Origin of the sequence: Shewanella sp. Choline-02u-19 (assembly GCF_002836205.1) — a bacterium.
Lineage (GTDB): Bacteria > Pseudomonadota > Gammaproteobacteria > Enterobacterales > Shewanellaceae > Shewanella.
Genome location: NZ_PJBE01000013.1, coordinates 2,723,309 through 2,748,959 on the forward strand (window position 1 = coordinate 2,723,309; position 25,651 = coordinate 2,748,959).

At 40.5% G+C, this 25,651-nt stretch carries 22 protein-coding genes; 11 read left to right on the forward strand and 11 right to left on the reverse strand.

All coding sequences use genetic code 11. From position 1 onward, the window contains the following. Nucleotides 1–145: 145 nt before the first annotated feature. Complete coding sequence (locus tag CXF83_RS18525; protein WP_101092995.1) at nt 146–1,615, reverse strand: carbon starvation CstA family protein; 1,470 nt, start codon at nt 1,613–1,615, stop codon at nt 146–148. 497 nt (nt 1,616–2,112) lie between these two features. On the opposite strand from CXF83_RS18525, the gene CXF83_RS18530 reads away from it, so the two are divergent. After that, nucleotides 2,113–2,529 (forward strand): hypothetical protein, encoded by a 417-nt coding sequence (locus CXF83_RS18530; RefSeq protein WP_232775143.1) that lies wholly within the window; start codon nt 2,113–2,115, stop codon nt 2,527–2,529. Nucleotides 2,530–2,551: 22 nt separating this feature from the next. Here CXF83_RS18530 and CXF83_RS18535 read toward each other — a convergent pair whose 3' ends face one another. The 4 genes from CXF83_RS18535 to CXF83_RS18550 form a co-directional block, all read right to left on the reverse strand. Next, nucleotides 2,552–3,580 (reverse strand): hypothetical protein, encoded by a 1,029-nt coding sequence (locus CXF83_RS18535; RefSeq protein ID WP_308303107.1) that lies wholly within the window; start codon nt 3,578–3,580, stop codon nt 2,552–2,554. A gap of 316 nt (nt 3,581–3,896) precedes the next feature. Beyond that, nucleotides 3,897–5,087: an alginate export family protein gene (locus CXF83_RS18540; RefSeq protein WP_101092997.1), complete on the reverse strand. Its 1,191-nt coding sequence runs from the start codon at nt 5,085–5,087 to the stop codon at nt 3,897–3,899. Between the two features lie 305 nt (nt 5,088–5,392). Beyond that, entirely contained in the window at nt 5,393–6,256 is an 864-nt protein-coding gene (locus tag CXF83_RS18545) for a nuclear transport factor 2 family protein (protein WP_101092999.1), read from the reverse strand. A 94-nt stretch (nt 6,257–6,350) separates the two neighbouring features. Then, the gene (locus CXF83_RS18550) at nt 6,351–7,226 is read right to left on the reverse strand and encodes an AraC family transcriptional regulator (RefSeq protein ID WP_101093001.1); all 876 of its coding nucleotides are present in this window, start codon (nt 7,224–7,226) and stop codon (nt 6,351–6,353) included. A gap of 141 nt (nt 7,227–7,367) precedes the next feature. Here CXF83_RS18550 and CXF83_RS18555 point away from each other — a divergent pair, with 141 nt between their 5' ends. From CXF83_RS18555 to CXF83_RS18580, 6 genes are all read left to right on the forward strand, one after another. After that, nucleotides 7,368–7,607, forward strand: a complete 240-nt coding sequence (locus CXF83_RS18555) for a YdcH family protein (RefSeq protein ID WP_101093003.1) — start codon at nt 7,368–7,370, stop codon at nt 7,605–7,607. A 211-nt stretch (nt 7,608–7,818) separates the two neighbouring features. Continuing rightward, complete coding sequence (locus CXF83_RS18560; RefSeq protein ID WP_101093005.1) at nt 7,819–8,730, forward strand: prohibitin family protein; 912 nt, start codon at nt 7,819–7,821, stop codon at nt 8,728–8,730. A gap of 412 nt (nt 8,731–9,142) precedes the next feature. Next, nucleotides 9,143–9,433, forward strand: coding sequence for a putative quinol monooxygenase (locus CXF83_RS18565; RefSeq protein ID WP_101093007.1), 291 nt, complete (start codon nt 9,143–9,145; stop codon nt 9,431–9,433). Between the two features lie 76 nt (nt 9,434–9,509). Further along, nucleotides 9,510–10,166 carry an NAD(P)H-dependent oxidoreductase gene (locus CXF83_RS18570; protein WP_101093009.1) on the forward strand — a complete coding sequence of 219 codons (657 nt, stop codon included), beginning with the start codon at nt 9,510–9,512 and terminating at the stop codon, nt 10,164–10,166. Nucleotides 10,167–10,562: 396 nt separating this feature from the next. Beyond that, nucleotides 10,563–10,820: a hypothetical protein gene (locus CXF83_RS18575; RefSeq protein WP_101093011.1), complete on the forward strand. Its 258-nt coding sequence runs from the start codon at nt 10,563–10,565 to the stop codon at nt 10,818–10,820. 122 nt (nt 10,821–10,942) lie between these two features. Next, nucleotides 10,943–13,015 (forward strand): M13 family metallopeptidase, encoded by a 2,073-nt coding sequence (locus CXF83_RS18580; RefSeq protein ID WP_101093013.1) that lies wholly within the window; start codon nt 10,943–10,945, stop codon nt 13,013–13,015. Between the two features lie 98 nt (nt 13,016–13,113). Here CXF83_RS18580 and CXF83_RS18585 read toward each other — a convergent pair whose 3' ends face one another. Beyond that, entirely contained in the window at nt 13,114–13,362 is a 249-nt protein-coding gene (locus CXF83_RS18585) for a hypothetical protein (protein WP_101093014.1), read from the reverse strand. A gap of 266 nt (nt 13,363–13,628) precedes the next feature. On the opposite strand from CXF83_RS18585, the gene CXF83_RS18590 reads away from it, so the two are divergent. The 4 genes from CXF83_RS18590 to yghU all read left to right on the forward strand — a co-directional run bounded on the left by CXF83_RS18590 (nt 13,629) and on the right by yghU (nt 18,685). Next, on the forward strand, nt 13,629–14,633 hold the full coding sequence (locus CXF83_RS18590; protein WP_101093016.1) for an HAD family hydrolase: 1,005 nt from the start codon (nt 13,629–13,631) through the stop codon (nt 14,631–14,633). Between the two features lie 446 nt (nt 14,634–15,079). After that, entirely contained in the window at nt 15,080–16,564 is a 1,485-nt protein-coding gene (locus CXF83_RS18595) for a GIY-YIG nuclease family protein (protein WP_101093018.1), read from the forward strand. Next, a complete protein-coding gene (locus CXF83_RS18600; RefSeq protein WP_101093020.1) occupies nt 16,564–17,619 on the forward strand; it encodes a hypothetical protein in 1,056 nt (351 codons plus the stop codon). Before CXF83_RS18595 ends, CXF83_RS18600 begins: the two co-directional genes overlap by 1 nt. Nucleotides 17,620–17,827: 208 nt before the next feature. Next, nucleotides 17,828–18,685 carry a glutathione-dependent disulfide-bond oxidoreductase gene (gene yghU, locus CXF83_RS18605; protein WP_101093021.1) on the forward strand — a complete coding sequence of 286 codons (858 nt, stop codon included), beginning with the start codon at nt 17,828–17,830 and terminating at the stop codon, nt 18,683–18,685. Between the two features lie 137 nt (nt 18,686–18,822). On the opposite strand, the gene CXF83_RS18610 is transcribed toward yghU, so the two are convergent. From CXF83_RS18610 to CXF83_RS18630, 5 genes are all read right to left on the reverse strand, one after another. Then, nucleotides 18,823–19,695 (reverse strand): DMT family transporter, encoded by an 873-nt coding sequence (locus CXF83_RS18610; RefSeq protein WP_232775144.1) that lies wholly within the window; start codon nt 19,693–19,695, stop codon nt 18,823–18,825. Between the two features lie 374 nt (nt 19,696–20,069). Continuing rightward, entirely contained in the window at nt 20,070–22,121 is a 2,052-nt protein-coding gene (locus tag CXF83_RS18615; protein ID WP_101093023.1) for a hybrid sensor histidine kinase/response regulator, read from the reverse strand. Continuing rightward, a complete protein-coding gene (locus CXF83_RS18620) occupies nt 22,111–22,419 on the reverse strand; it encodes a hypothetical protein (protein ID WP_101093025.1) in 309 nt (102 codons plus the stop codon). Before CXF83_RS18620 ends, CXF83_RS18615 begins: the two co-directional genes overlap by 11 nt. Next, on the reverse strand, nt 22,406–23,626 hold the full coding sequence (locus CXF83_RS18625; protein ID WP_101093027.1) for an EAL domain-containing response regulator: 1,221 nt from the start codon (nt 23,624–23,626) through the stop codon (nt 22,406–22,408). The genes CXF83_RS18620 and CXF83_RS18625 overlap by 14 nt, the downstream gene beginning before the upstream one ends. Then, nucleotides 23,623–24,585 carry a helix-turn-helix domain-containing protein gene (locus CXF83_RS18630; RefSeq protein ID WP_198553555.1) on the reverse strand — a complete coding sequence of 321 codons (963 nt, stop codon included), beginning with the start codon at nt 24,583–24,585 and terminating at the stop codon, nt 23,623–23,625. Before CXF83_RS18630 ends, CXF83_RS18625 begins: the two co-directional genes overlap by 4 nt. Nucleotides 24,586–25,651 lie beyond the last annotated feature (1,066 nt).

The window sequence follows — 25,651 nt, forward strand, 5'->3', positions numbered from 1 at the left end:
TACTCCTCTAATTCAATTATCCGTGTAGTAAGGTAACTCTATAATCTATACCCAGTTTAACAGCAGTCCCAAAATTAAGGATTAATAAAAACGATAATAAAAAGGGACTGCAATTGCAGTCCCTTTAAAGGTCACACTGGTTGTACTATGACTCAGTGACAACTTTGCGTTTTTGGTGCGCTAAAATCAGTCCTATTAAGCAAATTACACCTACTGCAAGCCCCGCTGGCTGGCTCATAGATTGAGGTAAGCCTAAGCCAATCCCTGCTGTCATAATGTAAGACACAGTAATGCTGGTTCCCACAATAGCAGGCAAGCTCACAATCCAGTGGAACGTTCCGCGGTCAAACAAATACTTAGTCGCTAACCAAAGCACACTGGTAGACAACAACATATTTGAGAATGCGAAGTAACGCCAAATCAATGAGAAATCAATTTTAGTCATGAAATAAGCAATCACTAAGATAGGAATGGCTAAAAGTAAACGGTTACGCATACTTTGCGGGATCTTAAATGCATCAGTAATGGTTAAACGTAATGACCTGAATGCCGTATCGCCCGAAGTGATAGGGAATATTGCAACCGCAATAATCGCCATAATCCCCCCCGCAGCGCCGAGATAAGTTGTAGCAACTTGATTTACAACAAGACCAGGACCACCTATATCGAGAATACTCTTAAGTTCAATATAGCCACCTGGGAACGCTGCAATACCCGCTAGAGCCCAAACGCAAGCCACAATACCTTCAGACATCATCGCGCCATAATAAACTGGGCGAACATACTTCTCATTGGTTAAACAGCGCGCCATGATTGGGGCTTGGGTTGAGTGAAAACCACTAATTGCACCACAAGTGATCGTCACAAATAGCAGCGGCCACACTGGTAAACCGTCTGGGTTCGGCTCTAACAAATCGTTGTTATAATGGCTGTGGTCAAAATAGGCAAAAATATCACCAACTTCGGGAAGCTGTGGCGCACTAATTAACAGTGCAACAGCAATAGAGACGGTCATAACAATCATCAATAAGCCAAAGATTGGATAAAGCTTAGTAATAATTTTATCGATAGGCAGCATAGTCGCTAAGAAGTAATAACCTAAAATTGCTAATACCCAAAAAGTATTATTGGCAAAAATAGTGCCTTCAAAGTATTCCAAGTTACTTAACAGACCCGCTGGGCTCATGATAAACACAACCCCAACGAAGAATAACAACATCGCGGTAAAAACGAGCATCACACCTTTGAAATAGATATTAAAATAGTGTCCCGCTATTTCAGGAAGGCTTTTACCGTCTTCTTTAATGCTTAAAACGCCGGAGAAGTAGTCATGCACTGCACCGCCTATGATATTTCCCAGCACGATCCATACCAGCGCTATAGGTCCATACAATGCACCTAAGATAGGACCAAATATCGGTCCAACACCTGCAACATTCAAGAATTGAATTAAGTAAGCTTTTACTGGGTGTACTTTTACATAGTCAACGCCATCTTCAAAACGAGCTTGAGGCGTTTGAGCTTTAGGGTCAATCCCAGCTTGCCGCTCTACGAAAGGGCTGTAGAACTTGTAAGCGAGCACTAACAGCGCAATACAAATAAAGAAAATAAGCATTTTATATTAATCCATTTTTGTAGGGTAATTATTGTTATCCAAGTGTCAATCACATCCATAGTGCGGTCAAGTAACAATGTGTTATACCAAAGTAGGGCTTGCGGTTATGACTAATTTAGTTAGGCGCTATTTTACTTTTTACCCTTGCTTAATAGAGGGGGGAGTAAATGGATATTAACGCCGTTGATAAGCGGTTAAATCAATACGCCTTTATTAACTGCATTTAAATTTAAAGAGCAATAAAAAAGTGCCAATGCTTACAGGCAAAGGCCAGCATTAAAATAGGTGTATTGATTTATCATATGCAGTGGGTATTGAACAAGCCGTTACATAACCTTGCGACTCTATCGCTCAAAATTGCGATATTAAGTCAGGCGAAAGTGATTTATTTACGACTTATTCACAGAAAATACAGCTCAACATTACGCTACCCATTCCTACGCTGTTCAAAATAGGATAGCTTTAGAGCACTAATCAAAATGAGAATTTGTAGGCACATGAAACAAAAGAGCATATTAGTAAAAAGCTACTTTGCAAAAATCGAAACCGATAAGCGTGAAGAGATGTGGGCCGCTAAACCCAAAACCTCACAGTGGGAATACTCAAACTGTAAAATCGATTCCGAAAGGCTCAATAACGATCTGCAACAAGCGATTGAAACCTTAAATGAGCAAGGTTATCGCGTTATGCAAATCACTACGATAACCTCAGGTAATTATCATTTTAGTGATCACTTAAGTGATCCCCATCTGCTTGGCAATGGCGTCACAACCGAAGGCGGTTATGGTTATGGGTTTTCCTATACCGACAGCTTAGTTATTTTGGCTGAACAAACACAGCAACAACCAGTAATGGAAACAGAGTCAGTAATCGATCAAATAACACTATCTGACGCGGTTATTATTGTCGATTAATAACCGTCTATACCCTGTGGCGTCAGACATTGTGGAATAATATCTCTAGCGTTAAGGTGATGATCACCTGATTAATACGTTCAGACTCTGCATTTTCTTTACTCCAGTTATATTCTGGCGTCACTGAAAAAAATAACCAATCTCGGGCAAAATTTTGTCTGTAAGTTAAACCGATATTTGCATCCTTAATGTAGTAATGGGGCTCATCGACACTGTGTATCGCCGCTTGATAACTAATAGCCTGCTTGCTGCTGATATATTGATAAAGCTGAAAACTCGATCCTAACTCCCAACCATTGCCACGAGATTCATATTGAGCTGCAGCACTCCAGCGAGCCAAGAAAGTTTCATTAAATGAATGTTCAATATCGAGGTCACTGGATTCACCTGTGACCTTCTTGTCTTGATATAGCTTTTGAGTAAATCGAGTAATGGTGCTTTCTGATAATGGATAAGTATAGCGCCATCGAGCCTCAACTTTAGGGTTAAAGTTGGCCTGAATATTAAAACTGCTGCGCCCTTTGGCATACCAATCATAGCGGAGGCCTACTTCCGTTTCTCTTTCTGCACTAGGTCCTTTAGAGGGGGCAAACGGATCATCTTCATCCGACGTTTCCAATACCAATTTGAGACGTTTATTAACACCGGGTAAATTTAAACGTGCACTGATATTGGCTCGATAACTAAAGTCTTCTTTCTCATAAAAAGAAAAATCATTGAACCAACGAATAATGGTGCCAGCTCTGGCATCATCTGCAACTCTGTCATCGACAAAAAAAGTGTCGAACCAAATAGCGGGTTGGCAAAACTTAGTATTGAGGTAATCGAAAGCACGGTCAATCGCGTGATCAGTTTGAGATAGGCTAAAACAGGGATCAGTGGGTTCTTCATTAGCAATATTGTCAGTAACAGGTGAGCTCTGTTTTGCGTCAGTTATACTCTTAGCTTTTATTTGTGCTTCATGTTCAACCAATACTTTGTCAGCCGCAAAGGCGGGAATGAGTAACAGTAGACTCACAATAGATAGACAGAAGATTGATTTAAGCTTCAATGACAAAAACCACACTCAGCGATGCACTCAACAAAAAATACTTGTCGCAATAGTAACACTGACTACAACTTGGCTACACTTTTTTAACGATTTGTTATTGTGCCTACTTAACGGATGATGAACAGGTTAAAGCGCATAGACCTTCCCCCAAAAAAACGTATTTCCAGAGGTTGTTCATCCGTACATTTCGGCGTTTAAAAAGCGAAAAAAAGCAGGAGTAAAATAATTTTCCTGCTTGGAAGGGAGTCCGAGCTGCTAACGGTATTGACTCTATATAGCTAACGAGTCAATACCGCAGCGGCAAAATACTCAATTATTAATATTTAGCCTGCAACGTTAACCAAAGCTTGTCGGTATCATTTGAGAAGCTATAACCTTCGTCTGCGCCACTAAAACTGGCATATTTAACACCTACACTATAGTGCTTTGCAAACGGATAAGTCGCGGCTACGCCCCACTCTTTACCCATATCAATATCGCCAAAATCTGAATCAAATTTGTGATATTTAGCCAATAGTTTTAATCCAGCGACTTTAGCCGTCAGAATCACATGAGCATCAACCAGACCATTGTTCCAGTTACCTTTACCACCGAATAGAAACTTATCAGTCCAACCGTTAAATGCATGCAGAGTCGCCAGAGGAGTGATGAAACCCGCCTTGCCGTCGTCAGAACCAAGAACTTCGTAGCCTGCTTTAAAACCAAAGCTAGCTAAATTAATACCCGCACCTAACTTATAGTAAGACGCACTATAACTAACAGGATTGTCACCCGCTTCAGATTGCTGTGCAAACTCAGCTTCATAACTCAATTTAAGCGCATCTAATTTCACATCACCCGTGGCGCGAATACCATAAGTATCGCTAGAGAATGCAGCAACATCTTGGTTATCAATTAAGTAGCCATAACCGGTGATGTTTGCAAAATCCAAGCCTGAGTAGTTAATGTTAACAAGGTTGGTTTCGTTCTCATGCTCTTCTTTACCTGAGCCTTCAGGGAAAATTCGATTAACAGTAGCAACATAGGCGTAGTAAGCCGTTAGCCCTTCTATTACCGTATTCTTTACCGAAAATGCATCATATGTTTGCTCATTTTGACGGAACCCCACACCACCAACAAAACGTTGATTATCAAGTAGAATACGTTGACGACCAAACTTAGCCAGTGTTTCAGCTGGACCTCTATAACCAATAAACCCCTGATTAATCTGAGTGTAGGCATAGTCGGCGATAAGTGGCTCATTATCCGTAGAGCGAACATCATCAATTTCAGCTACGGCAAACAGCTTATAGATATCGCCTGTTTGATAGTTTAATCGAGTACGTAAAGTGGTTTGATTTTCTTGGTCAACGTTCGCAACATCAACATCTTCAAATCGAAGACGGAATTGAACTTTAACTTTTGAGTCATCAATAAAAGCTTTCTTTAGTGGATCAACTGTGTCGGCAGTGGCGGCGGTAGAGGCTAAACTTGCAAGTACGGCTAACGTTAGGGCATGGACTTTCATTTATTGTAATCCTTTTGTTTTCATCATTCTTATGGGTTGTTATAAAGCTGAAAACAACTTGATAACTTGATCTAGAACAATGTTGCTAAATGATTACATTTTCGTGTTAAGAACTGTGAGCACGATCATCACCAACTACTAATTTAGGGGTACCTATAAATAGGTAGTTGATTCATTTTGCTTAAGTTTATATTTCTAATGCAGGTAGTTATTAAGATAAACAATATCTAATTTACACATAAAATCAAAGCAGAAAGCCTGCCTATACTCATGGAGTACAAGCAGATTTTATAAAGCATTAACCGCTATAGATTACCGAATTTACCATTAGCATTCTTCCATTGCTCTTTGTTTAAAATGGTTTCCATTACATCCCAATGCTCAGCAATTTTGCCATTTTCAATACGGAACAAGTCATAATATGAGGTAGGTTTTCCCGCAAAGCGACCTTCGCTAATGGCTAACACAAAATTACCTTCACCTAATATTTTAAAAGCCTTATCGTACTCCATGGTGATCCCTTGTTGTCCCATCGCCTCAATCGCTTGGCCTAAACCAGATACGCCATCGGCAATTGCGGTGTTATGTTGCAGATAATGATCACCATCGAAGTACTTTGTAAGCTTGTCGTACTCAGCGTTGATCAAAATAGTTTCCACAAAATCTGCTACTAACGCTTTATTTTCTGCCGTCTTATCTAAATCTAATACTGTCGTTACACCATCTAACTGTGTTCTACCACTTGGGTTAGCCTGTTGTGCTTTTTGAGCTAAGTTATCCCAATGCTCAACAATCTGACCATTTTCAAATCGGAATAGATCAAAGCCAACTTTAGGACCAAAAAAATTATAATCGGTATGAGTAAAGACATAATCACCATCTTCAAATACACGCTCAACATTGACCTTAGCGCTACCTTTTGGCAGCGCCTGTAGCGCTTCGCCAAAACCTGCTAAACCGTCTGCAATAGCCAAATTGTGCTGAGTATAGTCACTGGCATTCACATAAGAGATTGCTTTACTGTCACCGGTCTCTATCGCATTGAGTAGCGCTACCGCTTTAGTTTTATTTGAAATATTCATCGTTGACTCCGATTCTGCAGAAAGATTTGAACAACCGCCCAGTAAGCTGCTGCTCACCAGTAGTGTTGCAAGTAATTGGGTTTTCATTGTGTATCCCTAACAATTGAATTCGGAGCCATTGTAGGGTTTGAATGCAGGTTTCAGCAGGTAAAATCAAGCAGTAAAATGGTAAATATGAGCCTTAAGTGTTTCGTTTAAATTGGCTTGGGGTCATTAAAGTATGCTTCTTAAAGTACTTAACAAAATTAGTAGGCTCATCAAACCCTAAATAATCAGATAGTTGCTGAACCTGTATATTATCAATCGACAAACGTCTCTTCGCCTCTAAGATGGTATAAGAGTCTATCAACTGTTTAGCGGTACGATTCGTCGCCATCTTACAAACTTTATTCAATGTCTTATAAGTCGTCCCAACCTGTAACGCTAATGCCTTAGCATCTCGCGTATGAGTAAAGGCGTCACTTAAGGTTTCAGTAAAGCGATCAAAACAGTTAATTTGTGTCGGTGTCATCTGATGGTGATAAATATCAGGTCTACATTCACTGACTTTAGTCAGAAGTGCGGCAAACAACACCTGTAGATAACTAATATTAGGGGTTGTTAACTCGTACTCGGTGAAGATTAATTCCATCAATCTAACTAATGAATGTGCTTGCTCTGTAGATAAATTAAAGTTTTGTAGATATGAGCTCACTAAATGAGTGGGTGCAAAAATCTTGATGTCGATGGCAGCTGCCACCCTATCTAAATACTCATCGGTAAAAATAACCACCTTGCCTGCGGGTTTATTGGTGAGATCAAACGCATGTACCTGACCTTTATTGACCAACACGACGCTGCCTTTTTCTACCTGAAGAGTATTAAAGTCAACGAAATGATCCCCCTGATTGCCAGTAAAGAAGATCAGGTTATGAAAATCTATCCTGTGGGGTTTACCAAAAAAGCTTATCTCTCCTGCCGCCACTCTGTCATACAAGCTGGAGAGCTCAATAACTTCAAATCCAACATCCGGAAGCTTGGTATCTCTGAAACTAATTTCAGGCACTAAATCGTTCATTTGAACTCACTTATCATTACGTCACCTCCCCAGTATACCTAAAGCGTAAAATCTGTCTTTATCGACTTGAATTTAATCAAACAATTGACTTTACTTAACCGGTTAAGGTTGTATTTACTCATACAAGATTAAGGGGTTTTTATGTTAGGCGAAGATCATTCTCTGCTCCATGAGTTTCCTGAGCACCACGCTATTATTATGGAACGGTGTAAAAGTGATGCAGCATTTAATAAAGATGCCAAACACTACAACGCATTGGATAAAGAGATCCGAGTGCTGGAATTAAATGGCGCACCAATAGATGATGAATCCATGCACCAACTAAAGCATGACCGAGCTGAATTAAAAGACTCGTTATATATGCGTTTATCAAACAAGTAGTGTTTCGCTAAGCTAGGTATGATGCATCGGCGCTAACGTACTGCGAGCTTAGATTAGCCAAATAACGATTAAGGCCAAGGGTAAGTAACTTGGCCTTTTTTATTGCAGTTGCAAATTAACACCACACTTTGGCAACCTAAAACAAACAAATGTTTCATAGCATAGAGTTAACTGGTATCTTTGCCGCGCATATTAAGAAAGGATACCTAACATGTCGCTGTTAAAACCATCACCACTTGCATTTTTAAAATCAATTTCAATAGTAAAATCTCTACCAATACTGCTCATTATCATTGCCTTATTTAACTCTTACTTTATTGTAATTGAAGGGCATGTGGGTGTTGTTAAGCGCTTCGGAGAAGCGAAAGAACAACAAAATCCAGGCTTACACTTCAAGATCCCATTTATCGAAACCGTTGAGCTGATCGAAGTTCGTACCCGTAAAAATGCCGAAAAAATGGCATCAAGCACTAAAGAGCAGATGCCCGTCACGATTGAGGTTTCGGTTAACTGGACCGTTAACAAAGAAGCTGCTTTAGAGCTATTTAAACGTTATGGCGGCTTAACCCAGTTTGAACAACGTATTCTCGACCCACGTTTTCGCTCAGCGACAAAAGATACCATTCCTCAATTTGAAGCAGAGCAACTGATTCAAGACAGAGCCAGTGCGATACGAGGTATAGAGAAGCGCTTGGCTGAAGAGATGGAAGGCTTTCCAGTCGTGGTTGATAATATTCAAATTGAGAATATTATCTTGCCGCAAAAATACATCAACTCGATAGAGATAAAGCAAACTGAGAAAAACCTTGCAGCAGCAGAGGAGCATAAGCTTGAGCGTCAACGTTTAGAAGCACTGCGAGCAGTAAATACTGCAGATGCTCAGGCAAAAGGGATTTTGAAAATTGCCGAAGCTGAATCTAAAGCAATATTACTCAAAGGTTTAGCTGAGGCACAGGCGATTGAAGCAAAAGCTAAAGCGCTCAAAAATAACCCGCTGATTGTAAAGTTAACCGAAGCGCAAGCTTGGGATGGAAGACTGCCAAGTACCATGATGGGTAACGGCGTAATGCCAATTATGGATATTAGAGCTGAAGCTGAAGCTGACGCTGAATCTAATAAATAACATAGATATTATGCATCGATTCCTTTAATAAAAAGTGGTTAACAAAGCGGGGCCTTATAAGGCCTCGTTTTCATACTGTTACTGAGATTTCTATTCATAACTAGCGGATCCGTTTACTGACGAGTTTGCCTACAGCGTCAATTTTCTTAACCCTCACCTACAGACATCACAGCTAATTTTATGGTCAGACTTAGCAGATAAATCCTCTGATTTAGCTATCCTCAAGTAATACCCATTTTTAAATTTAAATAGCGTTGGTTGCAAATAGGCACATTATCAATTTTTTATTGATAATAATTCAAAAGCTAAGCTGTTTTTGTTTTGAATCGTTAGCGCTACTATGCACCGCATAGAAAGCACGTACCAAATGCATTGCCAAGAAGACAGTTAGACTTAAACACAGGAGTTCAGCATGGCCAACCTCACTATCGTCGCTAACATCATCGCCAAAATAGACAGCATTGAATTCGTCAAAGCTGAGTTAATCAAGCTTATTGACATTACCCGCGCTGAAGCAGGTTGCATCAACTATGACTTACACCAGGACAATGAAAACCCTGCCCACTTTGTGTTTTATGAGAACTGGCAATCACGTGAACAATTACAAGCACATCTAGCAAATAGTCACCTAGCTGATTACATCGCCGCCACAGAAGGCCGCGTTGAGCTATTTAGCATAAATGAAATGACTAAAATTGGCTGATGTGCGTTTTAATCCCAACTTACAAACAATATTAATGGTGCCAGTCCAATAACACTCGCATCAAAAGGAAAATTTCATGACTCACCCTATCATTACCGATTTAGACAAGCGTTACACAGCTAAGAAATACGATGCGTCAAAGCGTATTCCGCAAACAGATCTTGATGTAATTTATGAAGCAATGCGCCTATCAGCATCTTCAATTAACTCTCAACCTTGGAAATTCATCGTCATTGAGAGTGATCAAGCAAAGCAGCGCATGCATGACACCTTTGCCAATAAATTCCAGTTTAACCAACCACATATAAAGTCAGCATCGCATGTCATCTTGTTTGCACACAATCCAAGCTACACTCGTGAGGATTACGCTAAAGTGGTTGATAAGGGGATCGAAGATGGTCGTACTAAACCTGAAGATAGAGAGCAAGCGTTTGGCGGCTTTGCCTTTGTATCACTCAACACTGACGAAAAAGGTAACAATGAAGCTTGGACTAAGTCGCAAACATACTTAGCCGTAGGTAATACGATGCATGCTCTCGCCCGTCTTGGTATCGATTCAACACCGATGGAAGGTGTTGATAGCGAGCTTATCGGTGAAATATTTAAAGATGAACTGGGCGGTTATGTCTGTGAAGTGGCGTTAGCCATCGGTTATCACCACCCAGATGAAGATTATAATGCTAACTTGCCAAAATCACGATTGGCTTCAAAAGACGTGATGACGATCATTTAACCAGCGACTTCTCATCAGTGTATTGACTAGAATGCCATACATACCTAATCGTATTGTATGGCATTTTTTATAGGTGCTTAACCAATCTCCCGCCACCACATGTTCATCACTAACTCACTTTTCCCCGTAAAGCATCAACAGTTCTAAAAATGCCTAAAACATTGCAATTATTGATTGAATAAAAATAACTTTATGTTAATTCCCCTTTGTTTTTTATAGCATAAATAGAATTACTGGTTAGATGAAGGTGCACTGCAACCACTAAGGGAAATAGAAGTTATGTTATGACATGATCGAAGTTAACCATCAACATACTAGGCATGACGCTGCCTGCATTAAGTGGCTGCGCCCTTTCACCAAAAAATGTCAACGATATTCAATTTAAGGATCCAAAGTTTGCACAATGTATTGCACAAACCGGCATTACAGAACAATCAAAGATTACTGAACTCAGCTGCGTTGGTAAGTAAGCAAATAACTCACGTCGATGAAATTCGTTACATGTCAGCACTAACGGATCTCGTTTTAATCGATAATGAATTAACGGAGTTTGATGCAACAGTACAGTCTAATCTTCGCCGTCTAAACCTGACCTTAATGTCACTTAATATTCGTGATGGAAGAAAACTGACTAAAGCAGATAGAGTGCATTAAGACCTAAAATAGCCTCTCATTATAACTTTGCTAACAATTGCGCAGTTGACATTTTATGCCATTTATAGAAGATAGAATCGCTAAAAAATTATAATAACTTCAGCAAGGAAGAGCATAAAATAATGAAAAAATCACTAATTGCTATTGCCCTAGCCACTGCCTTTTTAGGCGGCTGCGGTACTTCGGATGTTAACAACAGCAAAGCAACAACAGAAGTCACTAAGACAACAGCAAACAAAGCAGAGCTAGGTAGCTTTGGCGTTGAGTTATCAGCGCGTAATGAAGCCGTCAAACCTGGTGATGACTTTTTTATGTATGCCAGCGGCACCTGGTATGACAATTACATCATGCCGGCAGACAAGACACGCTATGGTGCATTCACCGGTCTTGCTGAGCGCAGCGAAACACAAGTTAAAGAGATTATCGATGATATTGCCAGTCGTAGCGATCTCAATGCTGAAGAGCAATTAATTGCCGACTTTTACCAGTCATACATGGACACCGACACCATTAATAAATTGGGCATAACCCCAATTCAAGGCACACTTGATCAGATCGCGGCGATAAAAACAACGGATGATCTAACCAAGGTCTTTGGCCAAGCATGGCTTACTGGCGCAACGTCACCTATTTCAGGTGGGATGTGGTTTAACCGCCTCGACCCAAATCAATACGAAATGTCTATTGGCGCTGGCGGCCTAGGTTTACCAGACCGTTCATATTACCTTGAAGACAGCGAACGTTTTGTAAAAATTCGTACTGCTTACGTCAATCACATCGCAGAGATGCTGGCATTTGCAGGCGTTAAAGATACCGAAGATCGTGCAGAAGCTATCCTGGCACTTGAAACCAAGATGGCTGAAGGGCAGTGGCCACGAGAGAAACGTCGAAACCGTGATTTAACCTTAAACCAAGTTAAGCGCCCAGATCTTGCTAAAGAGTATCCAGGTTTTGATTGGGATATGTATTTTGCAGAAACGGGATACAAGGTTCCTCAGTTGAATATCTCACAACCAGATCCAGTGAAAACCATGATTGGCTTAGTTAACAGCGAGTCGCTCAAGGTTTGGCAAGACTACCTTACTTTTCATACAGTGAGTAACAACGCTGATGTGTTATCTGAAGATATCTACGCTGCTAACTTTGCTTTTTACGGCAAAGAGTTAAGCGGACAAGAGGAGCCTCGTCCTCGTTGGAAACGTGCGGTATCTGAAATGTCAGGCACGCAGTCATTAGGCTTTGCCATTGGTAAAGTATACGTAGCACGTTACTTCCCTGAATCATCTAAGCAGCAAATGTCAGCGCTAGTTGAGAATTTGCGCACTGCAATGGGCCAACGTATTGATGGCCTTGACTGGATGGGTGCAGAAACAAAAGTAAATGCCCACGCCAAGCTTGCCGCTTTCACCCCTAAAATTGGTTACCCTGATGTTTGGCAAGAATTTGAGGGTTTAGCCCTGACAAAGACAGATCTAGTGGGTAACCTTCACAATTTACGTGAGTACTTTAAAGCTGATAGTGTGGCTAAAGAACTACAGAAAACTGACCGTAATCGCTGGGGCATGACACCGCAACGTGTTAACGCCTATTACAATAGCTCGTTTAACGAGATTGTATTCCCAGCGGCGATTCTACAACCTCCGTTCTTCGACCCAAATGCCGATCCTGCCGTGAACTATGGCGGTATTGGTGCTGTTATCGGCCATGAGATGGGCCACGGATTTGATGATCAGGGCTCTAAATCTGATGCTAATGGTATTCAACGCAATTGGTGGACTGATGCAGATCGCGCCGCATTTGATGCCAAAGCAGATCAACTAGCAGCTCAATACAGTCAGTATGAGCCTATCCCTGAAAATTTCGTTAATGGTCGTAACAGCTTAGGCGAGAACATTGGTGATGTAGGCGGCCTTTCTATGGCGTACCACGCATATAAGCTTAGCCTTAATGGTAAAGAAGCACCGGTAATCGACGGCGTCACTGGCGATCAACGCTTCTTCCTTGCGTGGGCACAAGTCTGGAAAGAAAAACGTACCGAGCAAAGCATGCTTAATCAGCTTCGAGCTGGTACACATGCTCCAGGGCGATATCGTGCTCAAGCACCTCGCAACCACGATGCTTGGTACAAAGCATTTGACGTTAAACCAGGCGATGCACTTTATTTAGCAGAAGATGAGCGTGTACGTATTTGGTAATGTAGGCAAATAGCTAACACTGTTTAATCTACTTGAAATTAATGCAGTTCAGTTCGCTGAACTGCATTTTTTATAAATATTTTAAAAAATAAAAGCGTTTAGTGCTTTCCTTTTACGCCATTGCCCACCATATCTTTGCCCGTTGCAAAAATCTCATCGGTTATCCAGCGCGCATGCAATAATTTGTGCTTATTATCGAAGACCGCAACAAAATGGCGACCGTCGGCGTTATTGGTAGCCATACCAACGCCCTCGATCCCTGCAAGACCTAAACCACCATTTTCCACTGACAGCAGAAATTGTTCTAGTTTAGCTAAGCTATCGATAACACTTTGTTCATCATTCATCTTTATACTCTCTTCATTTTTACGTAGGCAACCGATCTCAGTAGCCACGCTTATAGTGCGATATTGTGACTATTTTAGCGCTACTGACAAAGGATTTAAACTGAGTTGCATAACAATAGCGGCTGAGTTTTAAATAAAGCTCTCAAGCTACTTGATTTAATTTCGAATTAGAGCTTTAGTTTCATCATAAAACGAGGGTTTTTACCTGTTATTTTTAGCTGATTTTTTTGTTTAACTGATATTCCATCAAAATAAAGGGTTACTTTATGAAACTTCAATCTCTATCTTTGGTTGTTATGCTAGCACTCTCGTCTGCCCCCGCCCTAGCCATGAGTTGCCAATCAAGTGACAGAGCCCTGAAGTCATGGTCGCAAAGTGAGCGCCGAACTGCAATCGAGACCTTTGTAAAAGAGGTTACGGATCCTAAAAGTCCACAGTATGTAGCAGTAAAAGATCGTATCGCCGTGTTTGATAACGACGGCACCTTGTGGTCTGAAAAACCGATGTACTATCAGCTAGTGTTTACCATAGAGCAAATAAAAGGCCAGGCCAAAAACAACCCCGAATGGAAAACAAAAACGCCCTTTAAATGGGTACTCGAAGACGATCTAGAATCGCTGATGAAAGCCGATCACCATGCATTACTTGAGTTGCTCCAAGCTACGCATACAGGGGTCACTGTTGAGGCGTTCCAGCAGATAGTCAATACATGGGTGACCAAGAGCAAAGATCAGCGCTTCAACCGTGCCTACATTGACCTAACCTATCAACCAATGAAAGAGATGTTGGATTACCTAAAGGAAAATGGATTTACTAACTATATTGTATCCGGTGGTGGTACTGATTTTATGCGAGCCTGGACAGAGCAAGCTTATGGCATACCGGCAGAGAATGTCATTGGTAGCAGCTTTGGCTATGATGTCGTGAAAATCGACGGTGATACCCTTCTCGTTAAAAACGGCACGCTAGTGTCTAATAATGATAAGCAGGTAAAGGTTGAAAATATTCAACGTATTATTGGTAAAAAACCCATACTGGCAGTTGGTAACTCCGATGGCGATCATGCCATGTTGCAATGGAGTACCAGCCAAAATAGTCCGAGTATGGCGATGATAGTGCATCATACTGATAGCGAGCGTGAATGGCAGTATGACCGTGACTCATCGGTCGGCCGTTTAGACAAAGCGCTCGATGAAGCCAAACAAAAAAGCAACTGGCACCTAATTGATATGAAAAATGACTGGTGCACGGTTTATGGAGCGGAAAAATAATAGATACAGTCGCTAATATCTGCCATTTAGCCGCGTTATTACGACAAGATAGACTAACTTAAACAATCATCACGATATAAGCGAAGGCCTGATGACAGAGGCCTTCTTTGTTAGCGGTTAAATGACAAGCCCCTTATTGTTTCCTTTATTAGCGATAACAGCACTAAAAACAAGCAAACGATTAAGCTTAACTTCATAATGAGAGCTAACACTCTATTTCAAGTAAATACAATATGTTAGTTTCAATTCATCATGTTAAGACTCAATTAATATAGTACGTGCTTCGCTGCCTAAAATCCTCGTTATCGCTCATCACGATACCTGAAGCTTACTTACCGCAGGATTCAAGCAATACACGCACTTTATGACCAGTCAATAACAGCCATTCCCGCTAACTTGCCAAGGCAAGCCGAGCACACGCCAAGCGTATAGCAAGGATTTACAAAGTGAATGACTCTCCCATTCCCGATACCACACATACTTTATCGCCACTTTCTAACGCCATTGTTGATAAGGCAATAGATAATGTCACACGTAAGCTTGTCGGTGGTGCCAGAAACAAAAACAACTCCTTACCCAATAGTCATAAGGCAACGATTAGCACCTCAATTTCCGACACATTAAGCGCCACCTCTAGCGACTCTGTGATGGCTGTTGCCAATCGTGGTGTGGCGTGGAAAGAGATGATCGCTAAAAGCCTATCGCACGGCATATCATCACTATCAGATATGCAGTTCGATGGTCAGTTCACCGTTAGAAATGGTATTGCGGAAGGTTTACACCAAGTGCCTTCGACTCCCGGAGTTTATGTTGTTTATGACAAAAACAACTCTGCAGTTTATGTCGGCGATAGCACTAACATTCGTCGCCGTTGGCACGCTGGCCACCTCAATGAAAACAAACAAAAACTCGACAGTGGCGAGCAATACAAATTGAGTAGCCAGCTAACAGAGGGCTGCACGGTAAAATTTATCAGCTGTGAATCAAAAGAAACGGCAGCCGCCATTGAAGCTCACCTAATTAAAGAGGCAGCTCCAGAGGTCAATGCACGCGAAGAGTTACTGCAGGAGCAAGGCACACGCTCAAACATTGAAGCCAAGAAGATGAAAGATGCCTCTGGCAGTACTGCGAGTTTAGCCGCTGGCGCAGCAAAGGAAGCCGCCAGTAACGTCGGCTGGTCAGTACTTGAAAACTTAATCACAGCTTGCCTTAAAGCCCTCAAAGATGAGTTAGTTGATATCGTCGGTGGTGGCGAAGACAAACTGAAAATACGCATCAAACGCCTATTCAGTAAAATTTGGCATGTCATTGAGAATATCGTTAAGCACCCAGGAACCTTGCTCAAAGGCATTTTTGAATTCATCATTAATGCTTTTGCCAGTGCAATACGCAAGGTGTACCAACTGGCACGTAACATTTTTGACCTTGGTTACGCCGCATGGCAACTCTATAAAGGCGCGAAAACCCTTTCCAAAGCGGAGTTGATTCAAAAAATTTCAGAAACCATTATTACCAGTGGCTGTCTTGTTATTTGGGATGCATTAGATCCGATAATTGAAGCCAATCTTATCGCGCTATTTCCAGCCATTACGCCATTCGCCCCCTATTTGGCAGCCACTATTGCAGCGATTGGTTTTGGTATTTCAAGCCACTATCTTTCAGGGATTATCCCATTAATTGTCGAAAAAATTATCGACTTTAAATTTACCAGCCAACTATCTTACCAACAACAAGTCAGTGCCTGTGAGCAGCTGGTCAGTAACGCTGAAAAAAGTATGTTTTTAGTCAATGGATTAGAAGATTACTTGCGGTCATCCAAAGAGCTGATTGTTGATTTAAAAGTGCAGACTGCAACACTCAAGCAGCATCAAGCCATCAGCCCTTTTAGCATTGAAGACAGACTAAACAGTATTACCTTAGGAACAAAATAGTGACGTTAGTAACCACCAAGCAAACATTAATCGAACGAAAAGAGTACCAAGCCTTCTATCAAGACTTTGAAGGTAATCTCGGCAAATTAACCTCAGCCTTAAAAACCACCAAAGATGTGCAAAAGCTAGCAACTCAAATAAGTGAAAAAGGCTTTTGGGGGACTGCGCTAGGGAGTATTTCAGGCCGCAATGATAAAGATCTCGCCGCGATGATCGAAAATCTTGGTGCCAGTTTAGAGGTCACTCAAAGCATTTTAACGATCGTCCTTAAAGTGCAAAACATAAAAAATGGCTTTTTAAAGGAGTTTCATCAAGCACTGGTTGAGAAAATGACTCGACTGAAAGAAGATGATCTTACATTAGACTCCAACCAAAAAGACGCGGCGATCGCGATAGTCACTAAAATCGAGCAGCAGGTCAGTTATCAACTGGCGCAATCGGAACAGATAGAAAACCATGAACGGAAACTGACCCAGCTTGATGACTTTGTCGAGGTCAAAGAGATCCTTGATAGCGAACAAAGCGCAAAGATTGCCCACCTTGATAAAACCTCACAAAAAATCATTCGAGGCGCGGATAACCGTCAACAATTGATTGTTGAATTACAGCAAAAAAGTGTCGCTAAACAGCAAAAAGACATGTCACAAGACAAAGTGATACACCACTTAACAGCGCAAATTCAATCACTCCAGTTAGACAAAGAGCACATGATACAAACGCTTCAATCTCAAGCTCAAGCCATTGAACAACTTAAGCAGAGCAGCAGTGAAATGGGCTTGTCACTTCAATCAAACAAAGAGCAAATGACACAAGCGTTTCAGTCTCAAACTCAGGCAATGGCACAGCTAAAGCTAATCACTGCTGAAATGAGTCAAGGTATACAGAATGCCGATGCAAAAGTGACTCAGTTAACCGATGCCATAACTGAAACCCAAAACACACTGTACTGCACAGAGAAACATCGGAATTTGTTACAAACTAAAATGCTTCAAAGTGCGTTGCCATTACTCGCGCTCATCGCCAGTGGCGCTGCCATTTATTTGAGTTTGGCTTAACACCGTCAAATAAGTGGTAGGCTTAAAGCTGAGCCTACCACTAGCAAGATGATTAAAAAGTGCTTATGTTTAATCCCCCCACCGACCGATATTTAAGTTAGACGATGTAATACTTTCTCATTACCAACAGTTCTACCCACAAAGGTTTTAATCTAGATAATCAGCCCCATATCGATAAGTAATAGTGACTAAACCAATAGGAAACTTTATGAGCAAAGAATATACACCGGCAAACATTTGGACAATGGATAGCGAGAATGGTGGCCAATGGGCAAGCATCAACAGACCGGATTCAGGTACCAGACATCAGCACGATCTTCCAGTCGGTAAGCAGCCGCTGCAACTGCACTCGCTGGCAACGCCTAATGGCCAAAAGGTCACTATTATGCTGGAAGAGTTATTAGCTAAAGGGGTTACCGAAGCGGAATACGATGCCTATCTGATTAATATTGGTGAAGGCGATCAGTTCTCTTCCGGCTTTGTCGATATTAACCCAAACTCCAAAATCCCCGCCTTAGTTGATCATTCTGGTGAGAGCCCCATCAGAATATTCGAGTCAGCCAGTATTTTGTTGTACCTTGCAGAGAAGTTTGGCCATTTCCTACCGAGTAACATTGCAGCGCGCACAGAGACCATGAACTGGTTATTTTGGTTGCAAGGTTCAGCGCCTTATCTTGGCGGTGGTTTTGGACACTTTTATGCTTATGCACCCGAAAAATTCGAATACCCAATCAACCGGTTCACTATGGAAACCAAACGCCAACTGGATGTACTCGACAAACAACTGGCAAACAATGAATACATCGCGGGTGATGAATATAGTATTGCCGACATGGCAATATGGCCTTGGTACGGCAGCCTAGTACTCGGTAATATTTATGATGCAGCAGAATTCCTTGATGTCTCGAGCTACACACACGTTCAGCGCTGGGCCAAACAGATTAGCCAGCGCAGTGCCGTTAAGCGGGGCCAAATAGTTAACCGTACTTGGGGTGAAGAATGGGAGCAACTCGTCGAGCGTCATAGCGCAGCAGACATAGATGACGTGCTAAAAAAACAGCCTTAACGTTATACTTAAAAGTAAGCGATCAAGTCATTAAATGCGGCAGTGGTTATATTTAACTGCTGCCGCATAGCTCCTGAATAAGAAGCAGATCTTTTCACTACTCGCATGCAGATCTACGCAGTACATTTAACACGCTATTACGCTGTATTCGTTTTCAACACACTTCGCGTTTGCATAAGCGTGTAAGCGCCGCTGGCAACAATCAGTAAACTGCCCAATAGAGTCAGCAGATCGGGCGACTCGCCAAATACAAAAATGCCTAACGCCAAAGCAAACAGTAAACGGGTGTAACGAAAAGGAGCAATAACAGACACGTCACCCGCACGCATCGCGATGGTCAATGCATTGTATGCCATCACCCCAAACACTATCGCCCCTAAAATCTGTATCGTTGCAGTACCATTGATTTGAAGCGGTTCATTTTGATATATCAGCATGACTAAACCTGTCGGGATCAACACGAAAAAGCCATACACTCCAAGCTGTAAGTTGGATAAAACTGGCGGCGCAGCACGAGTTGCCAAATCTCGACCAGCAAAGCCTAAAGTTGACACTACCGCAAATAAAGACGCCGCCTCAAATCCTGCAAGGCCTGGACGAATAATCATTAACACTCCAATAAATCCGACCAGCACAGCAAGCCAACGCTTAACCCCCACTTGCTCGCCAAATAGTAGCGCTGCGCCTATCATTGCAATTAGGGGAGTCGCTTGCAAGATCGCCGATGCACTCGATAGAGGCGTTAATGTAATCGCTAAGGCAAAACAAAACCGCCCAACAATCTCACAGACAGCCCGCATTAATACTGCTTTAGATAATATAGCAGGATGAATAACACGCTGCCCTTGCCGGTACGTCAACAATATAAAAATCAACATGCCACCAAGGCCAAATAGCGCCAAAATAAGCCCAAGAGATGTTGTCTCAGCGGCCGCTTTAATCAGCATGTCCTCTATGGAAAACGCTGCCATTGCTGCAACCATAAACAGGCTGCCTCTAGTATTATTCAAAAAAACTCCAACAATATTTATTCATCAATGATTTCAAGAGAATGGGTTAACCTACCCACTGAAATGTAAAGTAGTAGCTTAAAATAGAAGTAAAGCATGGTTATCGAACAATCTGAAAAAAGAGGTTATCGATAATGTCTGCCCACGACGAATGTCAGATATTTCAGGCTCTTCATATAAGAGCTAATAGCAGTGACCTTAATACTATAGGAGGCGGACTTTACAGACCATGGAAAGCCATCAACCCCACCACTAAGCCCGGCAAAACCAACAACTTACAGAGCTATTCCTTTTCAAGATAACATTTGAATTGGTATGAATAAAACGTCCAACTAGTGCGAGAAACTCTAGATATTATCTAGTTAGCTTTAACTTCAAAATAGCTTGAGAAAACTCGGGTCATTTAGCGCTCTTATCGTTTTGATATCAAGTGGTTTTTGTAAAAAAGTAATCTCAGGAAACAGAGCTGACTTTGGTATTTCATCTTTACAATTGGCAGAGAGAATAAAATACTTTGGCTGATGAAAACCTAACGATCTTAATGACGATATCAGTGTTAAACCATCAGTTTCGTCAAGCATGTAATCCATTAATACAATAAGAGAGGGGGCCTCACTATCTTCCTGAGCTTCAGCATAAATGTTATTTAATGCACTAATTGATTCTCGTCGATCTTTAGCTGTTGTGACTATGTACCCATCACTTTCGAGCATTGACTTACAGACCTCTAAATTAAAAAGATTGTCATCTACGAGTAATACCTGCTTTCTGTTGGTTACATTGGATTGGTAAATTCTGGCATTTGTGGCCAGCTGATGAGTCTCCTTTGCCTCAGTTACACTCACACTTGGATGGTACTGCTTGGCCATTGGGTCGACTACACTTTCTTGGCCATGTGACATATTAGTTAGCCGAAAAGGAAATTGGAAGATAACTAAAGTGCCTTGATTTTTACGACTGCGGATTCTGATACTACCTCCCACACTCTCAATCACTTTTTTACAGGTATACAAGCCAATTCCAATGCCCGATTTAAGCGCCAAGGACGATTTCAAATCTGTGGTAAAAGGTTTTGTTATTGCTTCCATTGATGCTTTTGACATTCCTTTGCCAAAATCCTTAACTGCAACTCTAACAAAGCCATCTAAAGGCTTTTTTCCCCTTTCTGACGTATCCACTAAATGGTGTGGCAATGGACTAACTTTGACATTAAAGATCACAAGGTCTCCACTGCTGTACTTAAAGGCATTATTAAGAAAATTGGTGGTTAACTGGAAAAACTTAGTATCATCTAATTGAATAAATTCAGGAATATCCCCAGAAAATTCCATTTCCAAGTGTTTTTTGTGTGTATGACTAAACGCCCGATAATAATCGTCAATATTGTGCAGCAATTGGGGAAAGTTAATCTCTTCATAATGCAGCTTTAAAGTTCCTGAGCTAGCCTTACTGTAGGTTAATGTGTTTTGTGCAACGCTATTAAGTAAGTTAGCTGACCAGATGATTTTATCGAGGGTATTTTTACCACTTATTGAACAACAAGCCTGTGCCTTTAACATATTGGCATAACCTAAAACAGCGTTAATCGGTGTTCTAATCTCATGATTGAGTGTAGACAATAATGCCAATTTAGAGTTTGACTCAATACGCTGCTTTTCTTTATCGGTACGATTTTGAATCATCAAAGAAACGAGCAGTGAGAACGTCAATCCGAACAATGTAAATACGACTAAAATTTGTGCTATTTCAAGCATCTCTTTCTTTGTTGGCATGTAATCAACAGACAAACGATAGCTGGTATTATATTCTGGTACATCAACAAATTGCTCTGAATGAAACCCAAGTAACGAGGCTAAAAACCTGCCTTCATGGCGCTGACATTCGAGATTGCTAAGTGTCCTATCGCCTAACGTAAACCTCTCACAAACATCAATATTTTCTTCTATTTTTCGCTGTAGTCTTTTATGAGAAACCGCATAAACTAGATAGGGTTGCTTAGGCTCATCAATACTGATAACTATTGTGGCAAAATCTTCAACCTCATAAGTTATTTTGTCGTTAAGTTCGGTATGAACACGCCCGGAATTTATAACATCATAAAATTCCGGGTCGGAGATATATTTCGGTTTTAAATCTGCACCCAACGTAAATGCAATTGCCGATTTTATTTTCAGTAAGTCTTTAGCAAAGAGCGTAAACTCGGCATTAGTGACCTCATCAGAAGCATTAAAAAACGAGCGAAGTGCATCCATCATAATTCGGTGCTGGATTAACATGTCTCTAGATGAATCGTACAGCTTATCAGCCCGACTTTGGTATTGCTTCGCCATTTCCCCTTGGCCATGATTCCAAAGCGCAACATCAATCAGCATTGTACCTAACACCCCAACGACAAAGGCTACGCGGGCAAGACCACTAAATTTCACTTTCAATATCCTTAAGTAAACCTTGAAGACAAGTGATATTGCCGAGCAGTTCAATTTTGTTGGTTTCATCGCTGTATAGCGCTTCATTGTGAATTTTCAAATACCGACATATCCCTTTGTACTTATGCAGTTGTGCCGAAATATTAACGGTATTAGTGCTAGATAATAAACTCGTCTCAAAAGCCAGATTATCCAGTTCTAATGCTAATACACCATAGAGGTGACTTCGACTATCATCATTAAAATGAGCAAAGAAAGTACGGAGTTTAGTTTTAATCCCTTGGCTAGCAACTGACATATTGGCGCTCGTGTTGTAGGTTGTAATCATTAATCCAAGCCATTAAATAGCGGCCTTCGATGGGGGGGCTGATGAAATAACCTTGTGCAACATGACATCCGAGCATTTGTAGTCGCTTTAGTACCGATAAGGTTTCTACGCCTTCAGCAACAACTTTGACATTGAGTTTACGGGCTAAAGCAATCGTAGACTCAACAATGGCTTGGTGCTGTAAATTGACGTCAAGGTCTGACACAAAGTCTTTATCAATTTTGATTTCATCAAATGGAATACTGTCTAGCCGATCAAAAGTGGAATAGCTTTTACCGAAGTCATCTAGCGATATCGGAATGTCATTAATAATCAACTTAGCGATAGCCTGTAAGGAGCGATCTTGATTGATCGTTTGTTGAGACTCAGTCAGTTCGAGCATGAGTTTAATATCAGAATTAGTTAAATGTTTATCAATTACGTAATTAATAAAGTCATCAGATAACAAATCATTAGCGCTAATATTAATGGATAAGCTATAGCTCTTAAGTTTCTCAAATAGATGCCATTGCGATAACGCCTGATTGAGCACTAACTTGGTAAATTGACAATTCAAGCCAGCCTTTTCAATCAAAGGGATGAATTTATCAGGATAGATAAACCCATCACCTTGAATGCAAAGCCGAGACAAAACCTCAAAACCGACTAGTTCACCTGTCTTTATGTTTATCTTTGGTTGATAGCACAGAAACAAATTCTCTTCGTTTAGTAGTGAAGTGATGTTCGCCTCATTACAAATAGGCGTGATGTCTGCGGATATATCCGGTTCTTGTGGAAAGGCTTTTTTTGCTGCTATTGAAGCGTAAATATCATTAATATCCAGCGGTTTTTGAAATACCCCGACTAAATTTAAACTAAAACTGTTAGTAATATTACCAATGAGTTCAAGTGTTCGTTTATCAGAAGAACTGACTATTGCTATTGGGATCTCACGGCTACGGGTTGTCGCCATATGGTTGATAATGGCGAGACCATCACCATTTTCCATTTTCAGATCTGCAATCACCAATTCGATAGTTGGCAGATCACTTAAGCTATTATTTTCAAGCATCTCGATTGCCTTATTACCACAATCTGCTTCATGGAAATCAAAAATCACCTCAGGCGCTATTTGGGCAAACTCGCTTTTTATTGTTTCTCTTACAAATGCCTGATCATCAACAATAAGTATCTTCATGAGCAACCTCCTTGTTCATCATTGCCAAGAAAGGTGACTAATCGCTTCGGCGATATCACCGCCAGCTTGAGTAAAAATCGATTCGCCATCAATTCAGAGCGACTTAATAGAAAGGAGTGAATAGCAATCATTCTGTCGTTAAATTCCATATTTCTTGCCTTAAACGGCTCTAACTTGGCCGTGTTTAGTTTTTTGATGAACCCTTCATCACAGATGCTAAAGCAGAGGTAGCGTAGATATTTTTGCTGAGAAAATTGATTGATATAGGTCGACATGATGCTGTTCTCAACTTGTTTAGTTGCACCTGCGGAGGACAAAACTAACATTGCGTCACGATCTTTTTTATCGCAATTAGCCACTATTTCACTAAGATCACTATTGATATTGACTAGTTCAAGAAAATTTTGAGCCGATGTTTCAAGGTACAAACCATGACCAACAATTTGACCGTTAAATGCGATTGCTATGGATATTTTTACATTTTTCAACCAAAAAAAATCTTCAAGAGGATGCTTTAATTTAAGACTTGGATTACCTTCATAACGTAGGATCATCTTTAGCACTAAGTAAAAACTATCATCTTCAATATCAATATTTTTAATCTGATACTCATCATTTGCGTAATAGGGGTGGCTTGATTTAATCTCCGGCGCATTAGGAATAGCCACTAAATTGCTACACTCTTTTAAGAACTGTTTATCCCGGCTATAAATACTAGTGAGTTCATTATCGTACAGTTCAACTATTTCGGCTTGTTTAGCTAAAGATGGAATATTGACACCACGCTCCCAGCGACTAACAGTAATAGTATCTAAGTTATAAAAAAGACTACTGTGTTGCCTAAGGTGTAAACATAGCTGCTCTTGTGACAGGTCGTTATTTTGACGAAGATGTTTCAAAAACGTCGAAAACACATGGTTCTGCTTGTCTTTTGAATAAGAGTAATTGGTAGAGGTCATCACGCGTTCCATTAGTTTTGCTTAATTGTTTTAATAGTCCCACATATAGTTCTCTGTCTACGCCATCGATACGTTCGGGGTATAACTGTGTATACATAATCCACATACGATGGTTGCTCTCATTAAAATAAAGTCCTGTTACTTGCTCGTTCTTCATACTCTCACCAGTAAGTCATTCGGTAGAATTAACTGATTACTGAGTGTAAAACATTATTAAATATGACAACATTGGCAAGTTATGTACAAAGTTCCACCTAACATGCCTAGCTAATACATGCTGTTACATAAATCACCATAAAATCATTGATAACAAACAGATAAAGCTAAGCCTACAAGCTGAGACAGATTAATATTAGGCATAAAGTTACTTATTCAGTCCGATACAACTGCATTGGATCAGGTCATTGAACTCAACTATCTTCTCCAACAACACATCATACCGTTTCACTTAGGATTTGTAGCGATTAGTCGTTCTATCATTAACCTTGCCGTTTTAGAATGGATTTCGATATAGTCGTCATTTGACTTCAAATATAATAATTACCTAAAGTAAGGAATCAAAAATTTAGTGCTATCAATAATCAAGTTTTCTTTTCAGAACACCCTAATTTGTAATCTAAAACATCACTAAGAAAACGTTATACTGACGAATTAATTACATCAAAAAATAAATAATTATCTGTCACTTTATGAGAGGTTAATTAAAAAGTTGTAAATTGTAATCCATAAAAAATACAAATAAGTACTTGTGGAACAAATCAAGTAAATTGGAGTTAACTTGAAGAGCACAAAGAAATACAATATGGAATATCATTAGGCTTTGTTCATATTTTTTAAACGTTTAGTAGGTTATTACATGCTTAAAATACGCTGCATAGGAACATATCCATTATTACTCTCACAGCATAATCCGTTAGTAAAAACATATTACAACTACTGCTCTAGGGGATCCCCATTACATTTTTATACTATATGACTTGATTTGTATTAAATACATCGCATCGTTCTTGCAGCTAATGACATATAGGCAGACAATTTGGTTATTATTGAAGATGTCAAAAATTTG